The sequence below is a fragment of the Pedobacter jeongneungensis genome, from assembly GCF_039538295.1.
Lineage (GTDB): Bacteria > Bacteroidota > Bacteroidia > Sphingobacteriales > Sphingobacteriaceae > Pedobacter > Pedobacter jeongneungensis.
The window spans coordinates 1-17,673 of record NZ_BAABBY010000013.1 but is presented as its reverse complement, the minus strand read 5'-3'; the positions used below and the strand labels follow the sequence as shown (position 1 = coordinate 17,673).

Sequence of the window (17,673 nt, the reverse complement as noted above, 5' to 3'; positions counted from 1 at the left end):
AATGGCAAAAATATTAGTTACTGGTGGAACAGGATATATTGGTTCGCACACAGCTGTAGAGTTACATAACGCAGGATACGAAGTTGTAATTATCGATAACCTTTCTAACTCGAATATCAAGATTTTAACCCAGCTGCATGCCATCACCGGCAAATGGTTCGATTTTCATGAAATCGATCTTCAGGATGATAAAGCCGTGCAGGAATTTGCAGAAAACCACAACGATATCGACGGAATTATTCATTTTGCTGCCTATAAAGCGGTTGGCGAATCGGTAGAACAACCTTTAAAATACTATCGGAATAATTTCTACAGTTTAATTAACCTGTTGACCTCGTTTAACAGGAAAATTAATTTCGTGTTTTCTTCATCATGTACCGTTTATGGCCAGCCAGAAACTTTGCCGGTAACCGAAGCTGCACCTGTACAGAAAGCCGAATCGCCTTATGGCAATACCAAACAGATTGCCGAAGAAATTTTGGCTGAAACCGCTGCGGTAACCCCTGATTTAAATGTAATTGCTTTGCGTTACTTTAACCCCGTTGGTGCACACGAAACTGCTTTAATTGGCGAGTTGCCAAATGGTGTGCCTGCAAACCTGGTTCCTTTTATTACCCAGTCGGCCATTGGTAAACGCGGCCCGATTACGGTTTATGGTGATGATTACAATACACCAGATGGTTCGGCCATCCGCGATTATATCCACGTAGTAGACCTTGCAAAGGCGCACGTTGCTGCCATTAAAAAATTAGAAAACGGAAACCCTAACGGTAATTACGATGTTTTTAATATCGGTACCGGTAAAGGATCTTCAGTTTTAGAAATTATTGCTGCCTTCGAAAAAGTGAACGGTGAGAAACTGGATTATAAAATTGGTCCGAGGAGGGCAGGAGATATTGTTCAGATTTATGGCGATGTGCAAAAATCGAACAACGAACTGGGCTGGAAAGCCAATCTCGATATCAATGAAATGATGCGCTCGGCTTGGGAGTGGGAAAAATACATTAAGGCTAACCCTTTTTAAATGAAGTTATCTGAGCACAAAGATTTAAAAACCGCCATTACAGAACTGTCTGTTAAAGAAAAAGACAAGCTGTTGCTGCGTTTGGTGGCCAAAGATAAAGTGCTTACCGAACACCTTCATTATAAATTATTAGAGGACGAAACCGATCTGGAAGACCGGAAAGAAAGGATTAAAGCCGATGTGGATGAACAGATTGCTGAACTTAAAAAACTAAATGCCAAAGAGGCATTGGTGAAAGTAAGAAAGATGATTACTTCGGTTAACCACTTTTATAAAGTTACCAAAGATCCTGTTGGCGAGGTAGAACTGAAACTGTTTATCCTCAATGCTATTCCTTTTGATTATAAAAAATCAATTTTTGGTTACCGCGATTTTATGATGCTTTTTAGTATATACTACATCAAAACGGTTGCGGTAACCATTAATAAATTCAAAAAACTGCACGAAGATCTGCAGTTCGATTTAAGTGAAGATCTGAATCAACTGCTCCTCAAAATATATTCCTCTAAATTAGCAGGTGCTGCCGAAGCCAGTAATTTACCAAAGGAGATCAGTTAAAATTATAACCCATCATTATGTTCGGATTATTTAAAAAGAAAAAAATAGCGCCCGAATTTAATTTCTCCGGTATTAAAACCGATATGCACTCGCACATCATTCCGGGGATTGATGATGGCGCACAAAACCTTAAAGATGCCTTGCTGCTTGCCAAAAAGTTTAAAGCTTTAGGTTATCAGAAACTGATTGCTACGCCACACATTATGGCCGATTATTTCCGCAATACGCCCGATACGATTAACCGTGGATTGGATATTTTGAGAAAAGGCCTCGAAGAAAATGAAATTGCTTTAGCAGTTGATGCGGCTGCAGAATATTACCTGGATGAAACTTTAGAAAAGAAAATCAGACAAAAGGAAGTGCTTACTTTTGGAGAAAATTACCTGTTGTTCGAATTGTCTTACATCAATCCGCCCCAAAACCTGCCCGATTTTATTAAAACTATACAGGATGCTGGTTATAAGCCGGTTTTGGCCCATCCCGAAAGGTATCCATACTATTATAGTTCTTTCGAAAGTTACCATCAGATCAGAGAAACAGGCTGTTTGTTGCAGTTAAATTCGATTGCTTTAACCGGTTATTACGGTTCTGGAGCGAAAAAAACAGCGGAAGAAATGGTAGAGAACCACCTGGTCGATTTTTTGGGCAGCGATATGCACCACTTAAAACATGCCACCGCTTTGGAAGATAGCCTCAGTACAGCCTTAATGCAGCAGTTGCTTACGCAACATCAGCTTAATAATGCATTGCTATAGAAGTGTTCATTTGTTCATTTGCCATTAGTTCATTGGTTTGCAAATTGCCAATAGCCCTAACGGTCATTGTCGTTCAATTTAACCGAATACCCATCCAGGCTATCAACCATGAACTATCAACCAATTAACCTGTGAACTATGCCATATCCCGGACCTTAACTAATAGACCATTGACTAATGAACCAATTAACCCCTCCCTATTCGTACCTCAACGCCTCTACCGGATCCAGTCTCGAAGCTTTTTTAGCTGGGTAATATCCTGATAAGATGCCTACCAGCACGCAAAGCACAAAGCCGCCGATAATAAACAGCCATGGAATTAAGAATGAACCACCCATGGCAAGGGAAATCAGGTTACCTAAAACAATCCCGAGGAAAATACCAAATACGCCACCCATTAAACAGATTACTACTGCCTCAATTAAAAACTGACGACGGATTACTTTTGGATTGGCACCAATGGCCTTACGGATCCCAATTTCGCGGGTACGTTCCGTTACCGATACCAGCATGATATTCATTAAGCCGATGGAAGCACCGATTAACGTAATAATTCCAATCGCTACACCACCAATGGCAACAAAAGCCAGGTTTTCGAATAAAGTTTGGGCTATGGCATCACTCTTTGTGATTTCGAAGTTATTGGTTTCGTTCACCTTTACCTTACGGATATTCCTGAACAAAGCGGTCGACTCACCAATGATATTTTCCTGCATTTCATTGCTCGGAACCATCACCGTTATCGTATAAGAAGGATTGGCATTGGCGTTAATCTGTTTTGCTTTCAGCAACGGAACATAGACAGCCCTATCGCCACTAAATCCCATACTCGATCCTTTTTTCTCCAGTATGCCTACAATTTTAAAACGGTTGTTACCAACATTAATTAGTTTATCCAACGGGTCGGCATCTTTGAATAGTTTTTCAACTACTTCTCCACCAACAATACAAACATTGCTTCCCAACTGTATTTCAGAAACACTAAAATTTCTTCCCTGTGAAAGATTTAAACCCTGCGAGGCTAAGCCATTTTCATCAATCCCCTGTACATTGATATTGGGATTGGTTTTTAAACTGCCGTATTTCACGGTAGAACCACCACTGGCAAAAACACTTACCGCAACAGTAGCCGGAGTATTCAGGCTATCTTTAAACTTCACCGCATCCTCATAACGGATCGCCTTGAAAGGTTTTGGCCTTTTACCATTTCCAATCCTGATTCCCGTACCCCGGTTCCTGATCGTGAATGAATTGGCACCCATGCTACTAAAAGCATCCGTCATACTTTTCTTTACAGCATCAAGCGTGGTTAAAATCCCAACTAAGGCCATTAAACCGATGGCAATAATTAAAGCGGTTAGCATGGTACGCAAGCGGTTAGCTTTAATAGATTCTAATGCCAGTCTGATGTTTTCTCTGTAATTCATTTATATTAAGTACCAAGTCAAGTATTGAGTATCAAGTATTGAAGATGGGATTAAACCTTACACCCTACACCTTTTGCCTTAAACCTTTATGTGTAAAAATAAAAAAAGTCCCGATGTTTAGACAAGGGGACCGCACTATATGTTACAATAATATTTTATTTATGCCGAGAAACTCGTGCCACAGCCACAGGTGCTGGTTGCATTCGGGTTAACAAAGGTAAAACCACGAGAGTTTAAGCCATCCTGCCAGTCGATCATCATGCCCATTAAGTACATCTGGTGTGCTTTGTTCATGAAAACTTTAATGCCGTCAATGAAATATTCCTGGTCGCCATCTTTTTTCTGGTCGAAACCTAAAACGTAGTTCATACCAGCGCAACCACCGCCCTCTACGCCAACGCGTAATCCGTAATCCTCACCGATCTCCTGCTGATCCTTTAATTTATATAACTCTTTAGCTGCTCCTTCCGAAAAAGTAACCGGTGCAAATGCTGTATCAACTGTTGTGCTCATGTTATTTAAATTTTATCTGTTACAAATATAAATAATAATGCACATTTTTGCTTTTAACGGTCCGTTAATATTACCGTATTTAAACAATACTTATGAATACCCAACAGATTTTAATTGATGTAGTGATCTTATTTGCAGGCATTTTCGCGGCGCTAATGGCCGTTTATTATATTTTAAAGCGCGATATTCAACGTTTTTTCGATCTCAAAACCATCGAACTGAATAAAGAAAGCAGGGCGCAAATTTTACCTTTAAGGTTGCAGGCGCACGAGCGTTTAATTATATTTATCGATCGCATTAACCCGCCAAACCTGCTTGTACGTTTACACCAGCAGGGCATCAGCATCGCTGTTTTACAGGCAGGCATCTTAAATGAGGTTCGTTCAGAGTATCAGCATAACGTTACCCAGCAGTTATATCTAGATAGCGTAACCTGGAATGTAGTGCGTAAATTAAAAGACGATACCATCGCGATGATCAATAACGCGGTGCAGGGTTTACCTGCTGATGCAAACGGAATTGAACTGAGTAAAGCCATTTTACAGCACATGGCCAGTATAAATGAAAACCCATACGATTTAACCATTGAGTTAATTAAGAAGGATATCCATAGGCTATTTTAGGGTTAATTGTTTTAAGAAAGGTTAACTGGTTAATTGTTTAAATCGGTTAATTGAAATCCGTTCCATAGCTAATTTACAGTTAACCAATTAACCAGTTTCAGCAATTAACCAATGGCGGCAGTTAACCAATTAAACAGTTCCAACAATTAACCACATATACAACATGTCCGTCCAAATGAACTAATGGCTAATGAACCAATAAACCAAATATATGAGCGATAAAAAACATACCACCACTTCGGGCATTGAAATTAAGCCGCTGTACACCGAGGCAAAGCCGATGGATGAGCGCCCTGGCAAATTTCCTTTTACCAGGGGGATCCAAAAAGATATGTACCGTGGCCGTTTGTGGACCATGAGGCAGTATGCCGGTTTTTCTACCGCCGAAGAATCGAACAAGCGTTATCATTATTTATTGGCTCAGGGAACCACAGGTTTATCGGTTGCATTTGATCTCCCTACACAGATTGGTTATGATTCCGATCATGAAATGGCTGATGGGGAAGTAGGGAAGGTTGGGGTAGCCATCGATTCGTTAAAAGATATTGAGATTCTGTTTGATGGTATTCAGCTGAAAGATATCACCACCTCGATGACTATCAATGCTACTGCTTCCATTTTATTGGCCATGTATATTGCTCTCGCAAAAAAGCAGGGGGCAGATTTGAAACAAATTTCGGGCACTATCCAGAATGATATATTAAAAGAATACGCCGCCCGGGGGACCTATATTTACCCGCCCAAGCAATCTATGCGGTTAATTACCGATATTTTTGAGTTCTGCAGCAAAGAAGTGCCCAAGTGGAATACCATTTCCATTTCAGGCTACCACATCCGGGAGGCAGGTTCAACAGCGGTGCAGGAACTCGCTTTTACATTAGCCAATGGAAAAACTTACCTTAAAGCCGCGTTAGACAAAGGTTTGGATATTAATGTTTTTGCCAAACGTTTATCGTTCTTCTTTAACTGCCACAATAATTTTTTCGAAGAGATTGCCAAATTCAGGGCAGCAAGGCGGATGTGGGCCAAAATTACCAAAGATTTAGGTGCAACAGACGAAAAAGCCCAGATGCTGCGATTCCATACACAAACCGGCGGCTCAACATTAACTGCACAACAACCCTTAAATAACGTAATCAGGGTAAGTAACCAGGCCATGGCTGCGGTTTTAGGCGGTACCCAATCTTTGCATACCAACGGATATGATGAAGCACTTTCACTGCCAACAGAATCGGCCGCGAAGATTGCTTTACGTACCCAACAGATTATTGCTTTCGAGAGTGGGGTTACCGATACCGTAGACCCTTTGGCTGGATCATTCTTTATAGAAAACCTTACCGATGAGGTTGAGGCAGCCGCCTGGGCTTATATCGACAGGATAGATGCAATGGGCGGTTCGGTTAATGCCATCGAAAGCGATTACATGCAAAATGAAATTGCCGGCGCTTCTTATCAATACCAAAAGGAGATCGAAAGTGGCGAACGGATCTCAGTCGGGGTAAATAAATTTACACAGGAAGAAGAAGGCTTGACAGAAGTTTTCAATATCGACGATTCGATCCGTAAACTGCAATCTGAAAAACTTGATCATTTAAAATCAACCCGCGATCAGGTTGCGGTAGAAAAAGCTTTACAACAATTGGGCGAGGCTGCCAGGGGCGAAACCAACCTGATGCCTTTGATTATAGATGCCGTTGAAAAATATGCCACACTGGGCGAAATAGGCAATGTGTTCAGGGCAAGTTTTGGTGTGTACCAATAGTTGTGGTTTAATAGGATATAACAAAAATTGCCTGCTGAAACTTGTTAAACATGTTAAATAAGTCTTTTAATGATAATTCATATAACAGGCCTTAAGCCGTCGTAAAATTCATACAAATACACAACATATTGTGTGTGTTGATATGGTTAATTAATAGTGTAATTAAAAAGATGTGCAATTATTTTAATTATGGGTTTGATTTTCAGTTGATTCGGAATTGAATCCTGCTAAAATGCTTATGTAGAGGCTAAAATGGCTCAGAATTTGCTTTTTAAAAGCGATTTGAAATTAAAAGGAAAGAATCGTGTTAAATAATTGTAATGTGGATAACCAGTGTTAATAAATAGTTATCAACATAAAAAATTGAGGTTAAGCAGGCTACCATATTCCTTATCAGTACGTTACGATTTATTTGAAATTTTTATTTAAAATGTTGATAATTTTGTCAATATTCGTAGTCCCTAAACGGACCATCCCTTTAATTCGAATAGGCACTGTAAACCAATAAATTATAGAAATCGCAATGGAAAAAACTTGTACAGAAGTGTGGAAGAACTGTCTTCAAATTATTAAGGATAATATTCCGAACCAAAGTTTCAAAACCTGGTTCGAGCCGATAACGGCCCTTAAATTGGAAGGCAAGGTTTTAACCATACAGGTGCCAAGTTTGTTCTTTTACGAATGGCTTGAAGAACATTATGTAGGCTTGCTACGTAAGACTGTAAAAAAGCAACTTGGAGAGGATGGCAGGTTGGAATATAACATCGTTGTAGATAAATCATCGAACAGCGGTAATCCTTATACTACCAATATGCCCTCAAATGGAAATGGAGCGGAGGCAAAGGTACAATCGATGCCGATTCCGGTTTCCATTAATAAGGATATTAAAAACCCTTTTATTATTCCCGGATTAAAGAAATTAAATGTTGATCCACAATTAAACTCTAACTATACTTTCGAAAATTATATTGAGGGAGATTGCAACCGATTGGCGCGTTCTGCAGGTTACGCTGTGGCTGCTAAACCAGGAGGTACGTCTTTCAACCCATTAATGATTTACGGTGGAGTAGGTTTGGGTAAAACCCACCTGGCGCAGGCAATCGGTAATGAGATTAAACGCAGCATGCCAGATAAACTGGTGATCTACGTAAGTTGCGAGAAATTCTGTCAGCAATTTGTAGACTCATTAAAAAACAACACCATTAACGATTTCGTTAACTTTTACCAGGCAATGGATGTAATCATCATGGATGATGTGCACAACTTTGCGGGCAAAGAAAAAACACAGGATATTTTCTTCCATATTTTTAACCACTTACACCAATCGGGCAAACAGGTAATTTTAACCTCTGATAAAGCACCTAAAGATTTGGCAGGTTTGGAAGAACGTTTGTTAAGCCGTTTTAAATGGGGTTTATCTGCTGATCTGCAGATTCCTGACCTTGAAACGCGTATTGCCATTTTAAGAAAGAAAATGTATGCCGATGGTATCGAATTACCTGGCGAAGTTGTAGAATATGTTGCACACAACATTGATAACAACGTGCGTGAGCTTGAAGGTGCAATGGTATCGCTTTTAGCGCAGGCTACTTTGAATAAAAAAGAAATTGATTTAGCCTTAGCTAAACAGATGCTGAAAAACTTCATCAAAAATACTTCTAAAGAAATTTCAATGGAATACATCCAGAAATTGGTTTGCGAGTATTTTGAGGTTCCGGTTGATATGGTTAAATCTCAAACACGTAAACGCGAAATTGTTCAGGCCCGTCAGATTTCGATGTACCTTTCAAAAAGCCATACCAAATCATCATTAAAAACAATTGGCGCTTTCTTCGGTGGCCGCGATCACAGTACTGTAATCTACGCTTGCCAAACCGTTGAAGATTTAATCGATACCGATAAAAAGTTTAAAGCTTACGTACACGATATCCAAAAGAAATTAAAAATGAGCTAAACTTAAGTTCAGGAGCAGAAAGATAGAAGGGTTTAAATTAAAATCTTTCCTTCATGTTCGAAAGTTGAAGCAATAACAATAAAGGCCCGATATTTTATCGGGCCTTTATTGTATATTAATTTGCTGCAATATTAAAGTTTTTCTATTTCGGCAAGGCCATACAATAAAGCTGCAACATGGAGTGCCTGTGCAATTTTATTATCCTTAATAAATTGTTTTACTTCCTCAACTGTATATTCTTCCACATTTAAAATTTCGTGTTCATCTAAATGCTGTTCATGAGTTTTTACACCGCCCGTTAAAAAATAGGTAAATGTTCTGTTGTTCGATGTTGCCGGATTGGGATATAGCTCTGCTATAAATTTGCAGGTTTTAAAACTGTAGCCGGTTTCTTCTAAAAGCTCGCGTTTAACCGCAAATTCTGGTGATTCATCACCATCCATTACACCACCCGGCACTTCGAGCGAAACAATATCTGCCGCATGGCGGTACTGCCTCACCATAATTATTTTTCCTTCAGCCGTTAACGCAATGGCATTTACCCAGTTCGGGTATTCCAGTACGTAATAATCATCCTTTACAATCCCATCCGGAAGTTTAACTTCATCTACCCTTAAGGTAGCCCACTTTTCTCTTACCAAATATTTAGAAGCAAGTTTTTGCCACTTTTCTATAATCATTTATCTATTTTGTTTTGTTTGGCGCTGGGCGCTAAGCGCTTAGCGCAGGTATTGCTGTATTGTTTTCTGACGGTGCAGATTTACCAAATGTACAATCTTATGCTGATCTGACAAATATTGGTAAACCAAATTAAGTTTTGGGGCAATCAACAGGTTTCTTTCAGCACTGATCCCAAGCTCATAATATAAAAATTCGCTTAAAGAATCGAGTTTTTCTGGCGGAAGCTTATCGTCATTTAACCAGTTTTCAAAAACAGACAAATCCTCACTCTCCAGAATTTCTTTGGGCAAATGAAAACCACTTTCCATCGTTTCATCGAAAAGCTGACTGGCCTCAGCCAATTTACCTTCTAATTTCAGTCCCATTATCCGTGCCAAAACCTGGGCAAGTTTCTGTATTTCTGCTGTGATTAAATCTCTTCTGTACATGGATGTTGTTGTAAAGTTGAAATGTTGTTTTAAGGTTAAAATGTTGTTCTGTCCGGGGTTGCAGGGTTTGGCTCAAAGCCGGTTTAACCAATGGCCAATAAACCAATGACAAGTTTGATGTATTGCATCGATTAATTTACAGTTAACCGGTTTAAACAATTAACCAGTTAACCAACCACTTAATGGCTAATAAACCAGACTACCAGCTTCCGCTTGATCCACCGCCTCCAAAGCTTCCGCCGCCGAAACCACCAAATCCTCCTCCGCCACCGCCAGATGAACCGCCTCCCCAGCCACTATTGCCGCCTCGGCCACCGCCACCACTGCCAAAAAGCATCGCCCAGAATAAAGCGTTAGATGCACCACGACCACCAATTACCTGACTGCCGCCGCCACCTCCTTTTAACATGATAATAATGATGACAATGATAATAATAATGATGATGATAATGCTTCCCGAGCCACCATTGCTTTGAGAAGCTTTTGGGTTGTCGTTCTTGTATTCACCGCGTGTGTATTTAATAATCGAGGTTGTTGCCTCATCCAGTCCGGCATAATAATTACCTGCCTTAAAGTTGGGTTTAATATCATTATCAATAATCCGCTTGGTGTAAATATCAGGCAGAACACCTTCTAAGCCATAGCCGGTTTGTATCGAGATTTTTCTATCACCAACCGCTACAACAATCATAATACCGTTGTTTTTGCCATTTTGCCCAACCCCCCATTTTCTGCCCAGCTCTACTCCATATTCGTTAATATCATAATCACCAACCGATTTTAAAATGGCAATGGCAATTTGGGTGGAAGATGAATCGTTAAAAGTTACCAGTTTGCTTTCGAGCGCCTGTTTTTGACCGGCCGATAAAACATTGGCATAATCATTAACCAGGGTATTTGGTTTTTCGGGAAAATCCTGTGCAAATGCAAAATTAAACAACAGGCTAAAGAGCGATAACAGGAATATTTTCTTCATCGCTTATTTATTTTCTAAATTATCCATAAAAACAATATCATTCGGCAGTTCGTTAATATCGCCTTTTTGCGGTGGGAAGAACAAGGCCAGTTTTTCTCCTGCCAGGGCAACACCCGCAATAATACCATCGGCTAAATTGCCTTTGGCAAAATGGGCAGTCATGGCAATTTTGGTCGTTTCCCAGAAGTTTTCCGGTACCCGCTGATTAATACCTACATCGCCGATGATGGCAAATTTATGGTCGGCATGTGCAAGGTAAATCAGTACACCATTTCTTCTGGCCGTTTTATCCATGTCCAGTTTGGTGAAATATTCAATGGCTTTTTTGTAAGGATCGCCTTCGCAAAGCTTGTCAATAGCAATCCTGATCTCTCCCGAAGTGGCTTTCTCCGCATCAGCTATCGCATTTGCGATTTTTTCTTGTTCAATATCTGAAAATAACGGCATGTGCTTATTTTATAAGAAGTAAAAAGGGTAATAAACGTTTAATTTATAAACATCCATTACCCTCAAATGTTATCGATGGAGTATTAAAACTCTACTTTAGGCGCATTTTTTGCAGATGCATCAGCCTCGAAATATCCTTTTGGTTTAAAACCGAACATTCCGGCTGTTAAATTGGTAGGGAACGACCTGATTTTGCCATTATATTCCTGCACCGCATCATTAAAATCTTTACGTGCAACTGTAATCCGGTTTTCGGTACTTTCGAGCTGTGCCGATAAATCGCTGAATTGTTGTGTCGCTCTTAATTCAGGATAATTTTCTGTAATCGATAATAATTTACCCAAAGCCTGAGATAATTCTCCCTGCGCCGCCTGGAATTTTTTGATGTTTTCCGGCGATAAATCATCCGTACTCACCGTCATCTGGGTTGCTTTTGCGCGTGCTTCAGTCACCGCTGTTAAAGTACCTTGCTCAAATTTGGCCGCACCTTTTACAGTTGCTACCAGGTTCGGAATTAAATCTGCTCTTCTCTGATACTGGGTTTGTACCGTTCCCCATTTAGATTTAACGTTCTCATCAAGTTTAACCATGCTGTTATACCCGCATGAACTTAAAGTGCTTACTGCAATTACTGCAGCTAAAATTCCAAATATTAATCTTTTCATTTTTATGGTTTTTGTCTTTTTAGTCAAACTGAATTATGATTCAATTTACGAATTAGATATCAAATTGCATGCCTTTGTTACAATTTGGGAATTTCTCTGTCAGGTTGACAAGCGAAGCGTTGATTTTAACAAGGTTAAATTTGGTTTTGAAGCGCAAGTCATTCGCTTTTTTTAACTTTTGTTCCCGCTCTCCGCTTTACTTCGTGTCCGCTCCGATCGGGGCTAAAAACTTTGGGCTGTGGCACAGAAAAACCGGCATAGTTGCAGAAAAATAACCCCATTAAACCCGATCGAACGGATGCCCCCAATTTTTCATTGGGGCAGAAGGAAGAGCGGGAAGAAAGTGACCTATAGAATACTGCAATTGCTTTCCAAAAAAAAACATAGAGTCCTTACATTAGTCCGCTAATAGTTTTTATTCATATGCTGAAATCATCGAATATGCTATAAGATGTTTATCTTTGTACCATTCGGGATAAAAACCCGACCAGATATGCAAAAAGACATCGAAATTACTTTGCTCCCGCACCAGGTTGAGCAAACTGAAGTTATTAAACAGAAACTTGCAGAAGGGTTAAAACTCTCAGAATCGCGTATTAAAGGTTACGAAATTCTAAAAAGATCGATTGATGCGCGCTCCAGAAAGGTGATTTTTCGTCTGCAGGTAAAGGTCTTTGTGGATGAAGAAGCCATATCCGAAGTTTATACCATCAATTATCCAAACATAAGCGAAGCTAAACCTGTTATCATTATCGGCGCTGGCCCGGCAGGGTTATTTGCCGCTTTGCAATGCATCGAAAATGGATTAAAGCCGATCATTATCGAACGTGGCAAAGATGTTAAACAGCGGAGAAGAGATTTAGCCGCGATAAATAAGCAGGGTTTGGTCAACACCGAATCTAATTATTGTTATGGCGAAGGCGGTGCCGGAACCTATTCTGATGGTAAATTATATACCCGCTCCAATAAACGTGGCGATATTAATAAAGTGCTTCAGGTTTTTGTAAACCATGGCGCTGAGCCTGACATTGCCATTGATGCCCGTCCGCATATCGGCACCAATAAACTTCCGCATATCATTACTTCTATAAAAGATACAATTTTGAATGCCGGTGGAGAAGTAATGTTCGATAGCCGGATGACCGACATTTTAATCGAATTTGGAAAGGTAAAGGGAATTGAGATTAATTTTGAAGAAAAACTGCTGGCTGATGATATTATCTTGGCAACAGGTCACTCCGCCAGAGATGTGTACGAATTGCTGAACAGTAAAAACATACTGATCGAAGCAAAACCTTTTGCTTTGGGTGTGCGGATTGAGCATCCGCAGGAAATTATCGATTCGGCACAGTACCATTGCGATATCCGGTCAGAGTTTTTGCCCCCGGCGTATTACAGCCTTGTTGAGCAGGTAGGGGCCAGGGGCGTATTTTCTTTTTGTATGTGCCCCGGCGGCATTATTGCGCCCTGTTCTACCGGCGAAAATGAAATTGTAGTAAACGGCTGGTCGCCATCCAAGCGGAATAATCCTTACGCCAATTCAGGCACGGTGGTTCAGGTTACTTTAAACGATGTTCAGGGTTACGATCCGCTGAGGATGTTAAATTTTCAGTCCGAAATTGAAAAAGCCGCTTTCGAAGCTGGTGGCGGAAACCTGGTTGCGCCTGCGCAGCGTATGGTCGATTTTGTAAACAATAAATTATCACTCGATCTGCCAAAGAATTCTTATCTGCCCGGTACCAAAAGTTCGATGCTCGACAATATCCTTCCCGAATTTGTATCTGATAGTTTGCGTGCAGCATTGCCTTTATTTGGAAAAAAAATAAGGGGTTACTATACCAATGAAGCCATTTTAGTAGGGGTAGAGAGCAGAACTTCTTCTCCGGTAAGGATTCCGAGGGATAAAGAAACCTATCAGCACCCACAGGTTAAAGGTTTATATCCATGTGCTGAAGGGGCGGGTTATGCAGGTGGCATTGTATCGGCTGCGATAGACGGAATCAACTGTGCAAATGCAATATTGAACGCATCATAACAAACTTTATATTGTACCAATTGTTATTTTGGTATGTTTAATATCACGAACGAGATAAAAAAAGCCTTTAACGGCGATGCCTGGCACGGTAACCATGTCATGCAAACATTAAATAATGTGAATCCGGAAAAAGCATTCAGCCATTTTATACCGGGCGCACATTCTGTTGCAGAAATTGCCTTGCATTTAACCGCGTGGACAGAAGAAGTTACTTCGAGATTGACCGGTAAACCAGCTGGTGAGCCTGAAAGAGGCGATTGGCCCGAACCCGATGCAAGAACACCTCAGGCCTGGGAACGGATCATCTTTGATTTTAAAATTGCAAATGAAGAACTTATCCGCCTGTGCGAAAGCCTGAAAGATAACCAATGGAATGATGAAGTAAAAAGTGAGCGAAACCCTGCTTTAGGTACGGGCGTAACCAATGTAGAGCTGGTAAGTGGTTTAGCCCAACATCATGCCTACCATTCCGGACAGATCGCCTTGCTTTCTAAATTTTAATTAATTCGTGTAATCTTTCCATCTGTGTAATCAATTTTAAAATGAAAAAGACATTAATTATAGGCGCATCGCCCGATCCATCAAGGTATGCTTACAAAGCAGCCAATATGCTTAAGCGTTTCAACCACGAAATTGTTAACGTGGGCATAAAAAAAGGAGAAGTGGCCGGTGTTGAAATTGAAAAACCTGGCGAAATCCACAACGATATCGATACTATCACCTTGTATATCGGGCCGGCACTACAGCTACAATACCACGATTATATTCTGGCTACAAAACCAAAAAGGGTAATTTTTAATCCCGGGACAGAAAATTATGAGCTGGAAAAATTACTGGATCAGCATGATATTGAACCTGTTGAGGCCTGTACATTAGTATTATTAAGTACCGGGCAATATTAAAACCGGTACACTACGCCCCAGTTTACGTAATCGGCCTGTGCAAAGTGCATATAGGTTTTTGCCTGTAGGCCCAGGTGCGGAGTAATGTTAAAGGTAGGGCCAAATGTCCAGTACCAGGTTGCTTTCTCCATAAACCTGTTGTAGTGAATATATTTTCCAATTTGTGCCGCAACAGTTATCCGCCATAAATTAATGTCGGCACCAACACTAATCCCTGTACGCCACCTATCATAAGAAGTGCCATAGTTTTGGAAAGTATCGTTAGCATTATTCGGATCATAAACAGTATAATAATAAACTGCATCCGCACCAGCCTTAAGCGACATTACGTCATTCAGGTAAAAATTATAGCCTGCATATAGTCCGCTTTTATACAAACTTTTATTTCTATTCGCAAATACGCCCCTTGCACCTAAGCCTGCACTCAGCTCGATTGAATTTCGCTGTAAAGTTGTATAGGTGCTTTTCCGCTCCACGGTTAATGGTTTCTGGTTATTCAGCTTCAATCCAATATAAACATTTCCCGTATTTAAACCTCCGTTTGGTACCGTTGCTCCACCGTTTGATACATGTAAAAATCCAAAACCCACCAATAAATCAGTGTATTTACTCAATGGTAGCTCCATTCCCAGGTCTGCTTTTATGGTTTCATTAACCGGACTGCCTAAAAACCTGTTTTTGGTATTATTGTAGTAATATTTATTCGTATAGCCCAAACCTACACCCGGAGTGAAATTAATTTTGGCCTTCCCAATTTTAAACAACTGGAAATCCATCTGTGCCACTAAACCATATACCTGCCCGAAAGCGTGGGCAGAGGTATCTTTCGTTCCTTTTAATTTGCTCAGGTCCCTGAAAATAAAACCAATCCCGTAAGATTTAGCACCGCTAACCCCAATCCATTTATCCGCATTCTGACTGATATCTTTAAAATAGGCCGCATCAAAGCCTGTAATCTGATCCTGAAACAAATGGCCCTGGTCACTATTTACATGCGTACCGAAAATAGGTTTAAAAATAATCGAATGATTTTCCGGTGCAATTTGTGCCTTCGCAAAAACGATACACGAAATAAGGATGATCAGGGATAGGGATAATTTTTTCATCAATTTTTACTAAAACGGTAAGCAAGGCTATAAAAAGCATAACGGTATCCGGTAGCACTGTTTTTAACTTCGTTCGAGGTAAAAGTAGCCGTATAATTGGCTGTCCACCTTGCAATGGCAAAAGTTAAACCCACCTGTGTGGTAAAAACAAAAGGTTTTGGTTTAAACGTAATCGGTCCTTTATCATTCAGGAATAAACCACCCTGCAAACTCGAATCAAAAGCTACCGCATGCACCTGCGGGATAACAGAAAGAAAAAGTTCGTATTTGCGGGTAGCTTTATAAGTATTATTATTGCTTACCAAACTGTTAAATGCCGCAGATCCTTCCATATCATTAAATCTGCCCAAACGCAACATTGCGCCAAGGTTAGCTTTAGTAATTACGTTACCAACGGCTGCAGATGCAGTGCCCGTAACATCAAATACCTTATTGTTGGTGGTTACCAAAATTTTGTTGTATTCTGCGCCCAGGTTCAATGTCGGTTCGCTGTTTAAGCCGTATTCCCAACCTTCAATCTGGTTTTGGCCAACCAGTTTATGAAAAGCTTTCTGAAATTTTTCGCCCAGCGCATCTTTTCCCGTAACCCCAATCTGTGCCGAAACCTTTAGCATTTGTTTGTTTTTGTAAAACCGGCTGTAATTTGCCTCTCCATATAAGTATGCCGTAAAAGGCCTGTCGTGTAGAGCCGGGTTAGGTACGAAACTATAATACGGATTGTATATTTTTTGGCCAAGTTCAAAGCCGATAATCTCTTTACTTCTCCCTGCTTTCAGATTTTCTCCATTTAAAGCATGCCTGAATTTAATAAAAGCCCCGTTCGTATAATAGCGGTCGCTGGTGATATCGATATAAGCGTCGTTTTCAGAGATAATAACAAGCTCATTTTTAAAATTTTGAGCATAACCAATTTCTGCAAGGCCAATAAACAGCAGTGTAACGTATAATCTGAGCATCAATTTCATTTATAGGGCATTTTTGAAGCTATAAAAGTATTAATTATTGTTCAAAATCTCTATACATGGCCTTTAGTTAGGCATATAATGCATTTTTTCAGTAAAGCAGGTTTAGTGCTGCTATATAAGTTTGTTCCCGCTTTTCACTACAAGTCCTATCCCGATTGAAAAAATCGGGATGTGGGCTTTCCGTTTCAATCGGGTTTAGGTAGGGAGTGGCAGGGGTTAAATACGAAGTTTCCAAAGGCCTGTGCAACTGAAAGCTTCGCAAGTCTTCAGCCCAAACCTGCCCTAAACACGCAATCCTTCAAAAAGTTTTGCTTCATACAAAACTTTTTATTGCTGTAAACCATCCACTTACAATAAACCTCCCAATTAATAGCAAATATGCTTTGCTTATAAATTAAAAAATCCTACTTTTGCATCCCGCTTCGGAGGAAGGGTTTTAGTTGAAAGGATGGCTTAGAGATACGGAGAGCGATAATTATTTTAAAATAAATATTGCAGGAGAGAAAAAGATTGCTACCTTTGCAGCCCGGTTCGGAAGAACGGAAAGCCGGTTAAAGCTGGCCTATTGAAATAAAGGAAAGAGGAGAAAAAGAAGACGAAAAAAATAAAATTTATTTTATTTGGAAGTTTAAAAAAGATCCTTACCTTTGCACTCCCAACCGAAAGGGAGGGAAAAAAAGAATCAGAACGGCGGATGTCGGGAAGATCATAAAACAAGATTGAAGCGGATGAAACACAGGCTGGACGAATAAGACCAACCGAAACTGAAACCGAAGATATATAAAGATCTGCCGCGAGGTTTATAGATCGATAAGTTCTTAAAAGAGATGTCAATGTAGCGTAGCGGGGTAA

General features: G+C 40.2%; 18 protein-coding genes. 9 read left to right on the top strand and 9 right to left on the bottom strand.

The features are described from left to right. The first annotated feature begins 1 nt into the window (after position 1). Genes galE through ABD769_RS21470 form a run of 3 tightly spaced genes read left to right on the top strand, consistent with a single transcriptional unit; the run spans position 2 to position 2,337 of the window. A complete protein-coding gene (gene galE / locus ABD769_RS21480) occupies positions 2 to 1,024 on the top strand; it encodes a UDP-glucose 4-epimerase GalE (protein ID WP_344853411.1) in 1,023 nt (340 codons plus the stop codon). Next, positions 1,025 to 1,582: a hypothetical protein gene (locus tag ABD769_RS21475; RefSeq protein ID WP_344853410.1), complete on the top strand. Its 558-nt coding sequence runs from the start codon at positions 1,025 to 1,027 to the stop codon at positions 1,580 to 1,582. A 17-nt stretch (positions 1,583 to 1,599) separates the two neighbouring features. Next, the gene (locus tag ABD769_RS21470) at positions 1,600 to 2,337 is read left to right on the top strand and encodes a tyrosine-protein phosphatase (RefSeq protein WP_344853409.1); all 738 of its coding nucleotides are present in this window, start codon (positions 1,600 to 1,602) and stop codon (positions 2,335 to 2,337) included. Between the two features lie 197 nt (positions 2,338 to 2,534). On the opposite strand, the gene ABD769_RS21465 is transcribed toward ABD769_RS21470, so the two are convergent. Continuing rightward, positions 2,535 to 3,764, bottom strand: a complete 1,230-nt coding sequence (locus tag ABD769_RS21465) for an ABC transporter permease (RefSeq protein WP_344853408.1) — start codon at positions 3,762 to 3,764, stop codon at positions 2,535 to 2,537. Positions 3,765 to 3,923: 159 nt separating this feature from the next. After that, complete coding sequence (locus ABD769_RS21460; RefSeq protein WP_113950214.1) at positions 3,924 to 4,277, bottom strand: HesB/IscA family protein; 354 nt, start codon at positions 4,275 to 4,277, stop codon at positions 3,924 to 3,926. A 92-nt stretch (positions 4,278 to 4,369) separates the two neighbouring features. Between ABD769_RS21460 and ABD769_RS21455 the strand changes: the two genes are divergently transcribed. The 3 genes from ABD769_RS21455 to dnaA all read left to right on the top strand — a co-directional run bounded on the left by ABD769_RS21455 (position 4,370) and on the right by dnaA (position 8,616). Next, positions 4,370 to 4,900: a DUF7935 family protein gene (locus ABD769_RS21455; RefSeq protein WP_344853407.1), complete on the top strand. Its 531-nt coding sequence runs from the start codon at positions 4,370 to 4,372 to the stop codon at positions 4,898 to 4,900. 211 nt (positions 4,901 to 5,111) lie between these two features. Continuing rightward, complete coding sequence (locus ABD769_RS21450) at positions 5,112 to 6,662, top strand: acyl-CoA mutase large subunit family protein (RefSeq protein ID WP_344853406.1); 1,551 nt, start codon at positions 5,112 to 5,114, stop codon at positions 6,660 to 6,662. A gap of 523 nt (positions 6,663 to 7,185) precedes the next feature. Further along, positions 7,186 to 8,616 (top strand): chromosomal replication initiator protein DnaA, encoded by a 1,431-nt coding sequence (gene dnaA / locus ABD769_RS21445; protein WP_025145530.1) that lies wholly within the window; start codon positions 7,186 to 7,188, stop codon positions 8,614 to 8,616. Between the two features lie 131 nt (positions 8,617 to 8,747). Here the strand turns inward: dnaA and ABD769_RS21440 are convergent, their stop codons facing one another. The 5 genes from ABD769_RS21440 to ABD769_RS21420 all read right to left on the bottom strand — a co-directional run bounded on the left by ABD769_RS21440 (position 8,748) and on the right by ABD769_RS21420 (position 11,813). After that, complete coding sequence (locus tag ABD769_RS21440) at positions 8,748 to 9,296, bottom strand: NUDIX hydrolase (protein ID WP_344853405.1); 549 nt, start codon at positions 9,294 to 9,296, stop codon at positions 8,748 to 8,750. Between the two features lie 39 nt (positions 9,297 to 9,335). After that, positions 9,336 to 9,725: a hypothetical protein gene (locus ABD769_RS21435; RefSeq protein WP_344853404.1), complete on the bottom strand. Its 390-nt coding sequence runs from the start codon at positions 9,723 to 9,725 to the stop codon at positions 9,336 to 9,338. Between the two features lie 199 nt (positions 9,726 to 9,924). Continuing rightward, positions 9,925 to 10,701, bottom strand: a complete 777-nt coding sequence (locus ABD769_RS21430; RefSeq protein ID WP_344853403.1) for a TPM domain-containing protein — start codon at positions 10,699 to 10,701, stop codon at positions 9,925 to 9,927. Positions 10,702 to 10,704: 3 nt separating this feature from the next. Beyond that, entirely contained in the window at positions 10,705 to 11,148 is a 444-nt protein-coding gene (locus ABD769_RS21425) for a TPM domain-containing protein (RefSeq protein ID WP_344853402.1), read from the bottom strand. Positions 11,149 to 11,231: 83 nt separating this feature from the next. Further along, positions 11,232 to 11,813 (bottom strand): LemA family protein, encoded by a 582-nt coding sequence (locus tag ABD769_RS21420; RefSeq protein WP_187593073.1) that lies wholly within the window; start codon positions 11,811 to 11,813, stop codon positions 11,232 to 11,234. 493 nt (positions 11,814 to 12,306) lie between these two features. Between ABD769_RS21420 and ABD769_RS21415 the strand changes: the two genes are divergently transcribed. Genes ABD769_RS21415 through ABD769_RS21405 form a run of 3 tightly spaced genes read left to right on the top strand, consistent with a single transcriptional unit; the run spans position 12,307 to position 14,750 of the window. Further along, on the top strand, positions 12,307 to 13,848 hold the full coding sequence (locus tag ABD769_RS21415; RefSeq protein WP_344853401.1) for an NAD(P)/FAD-dependent oxidoreductase: 1,542 nt from the start codon (positions 12,307 to 12,309) through the stop codon (positions 13,846 to 13,848). Positions 13,849 to 13,881: 33 nt separating this feature from the next. Then, complete coding sequence (locus tag ABD769_RS21410) at positions 13,882 to 14,349, top strand: DinB family protein (protein ID WP_344853400.1); 468 nt, start codon at positions 13,882 to 13,884, stop codon at positions 14,347 to 14,349. A 41-nt stretch (positions 14,350 to 14,390) separates the two neighbouring features. After that, entirely contained in the window at positions 14,391 to 14,750 is a 360-nt protein-coding gene (locus ABD769_RS21405; RefSeq protein WP_344853399.1) for a CoA-binding protein, read from the top strand. Here ABD769_RS21405 and ABD769_RS21400 read toward each other — a convergent pair. Next, positions 14,747 to 15,856 carry an acyloxyacyl hydrolase gene (locus ABD769_RS21400; RefSeq protein WP_344853398.1) on the bottom strand — a complete coding sequence of 370 codons (1,110 nt, stop codon included), beginning with the start codon at positions 15,854 to 15,856 and terminating at the stop codon, positions 14,747 to 14,749. The genes ABD769_RS21405 and ABD769_RS21400 overlap by 4 nt on opposite strands. Beyond that, complete coding sequence (locus ABD769_RS21395; RefSeq protein WP_344853397.1) at positions 15,856 to 16,812, bottom strand: lipid A deacylase LpxR family protein; 957 nt, start codon at positions 16,810 to 16,812, stop codon at positions 15,856 to 15,858. The genes ABD769_RS21400 and ABD769_RS21395 overlap by 1 nt, the downstream gene beginning before the upstream one ends. Between the last annotated feature and the right edge of the window lie 861 nt (positions 16,813 to 17,673).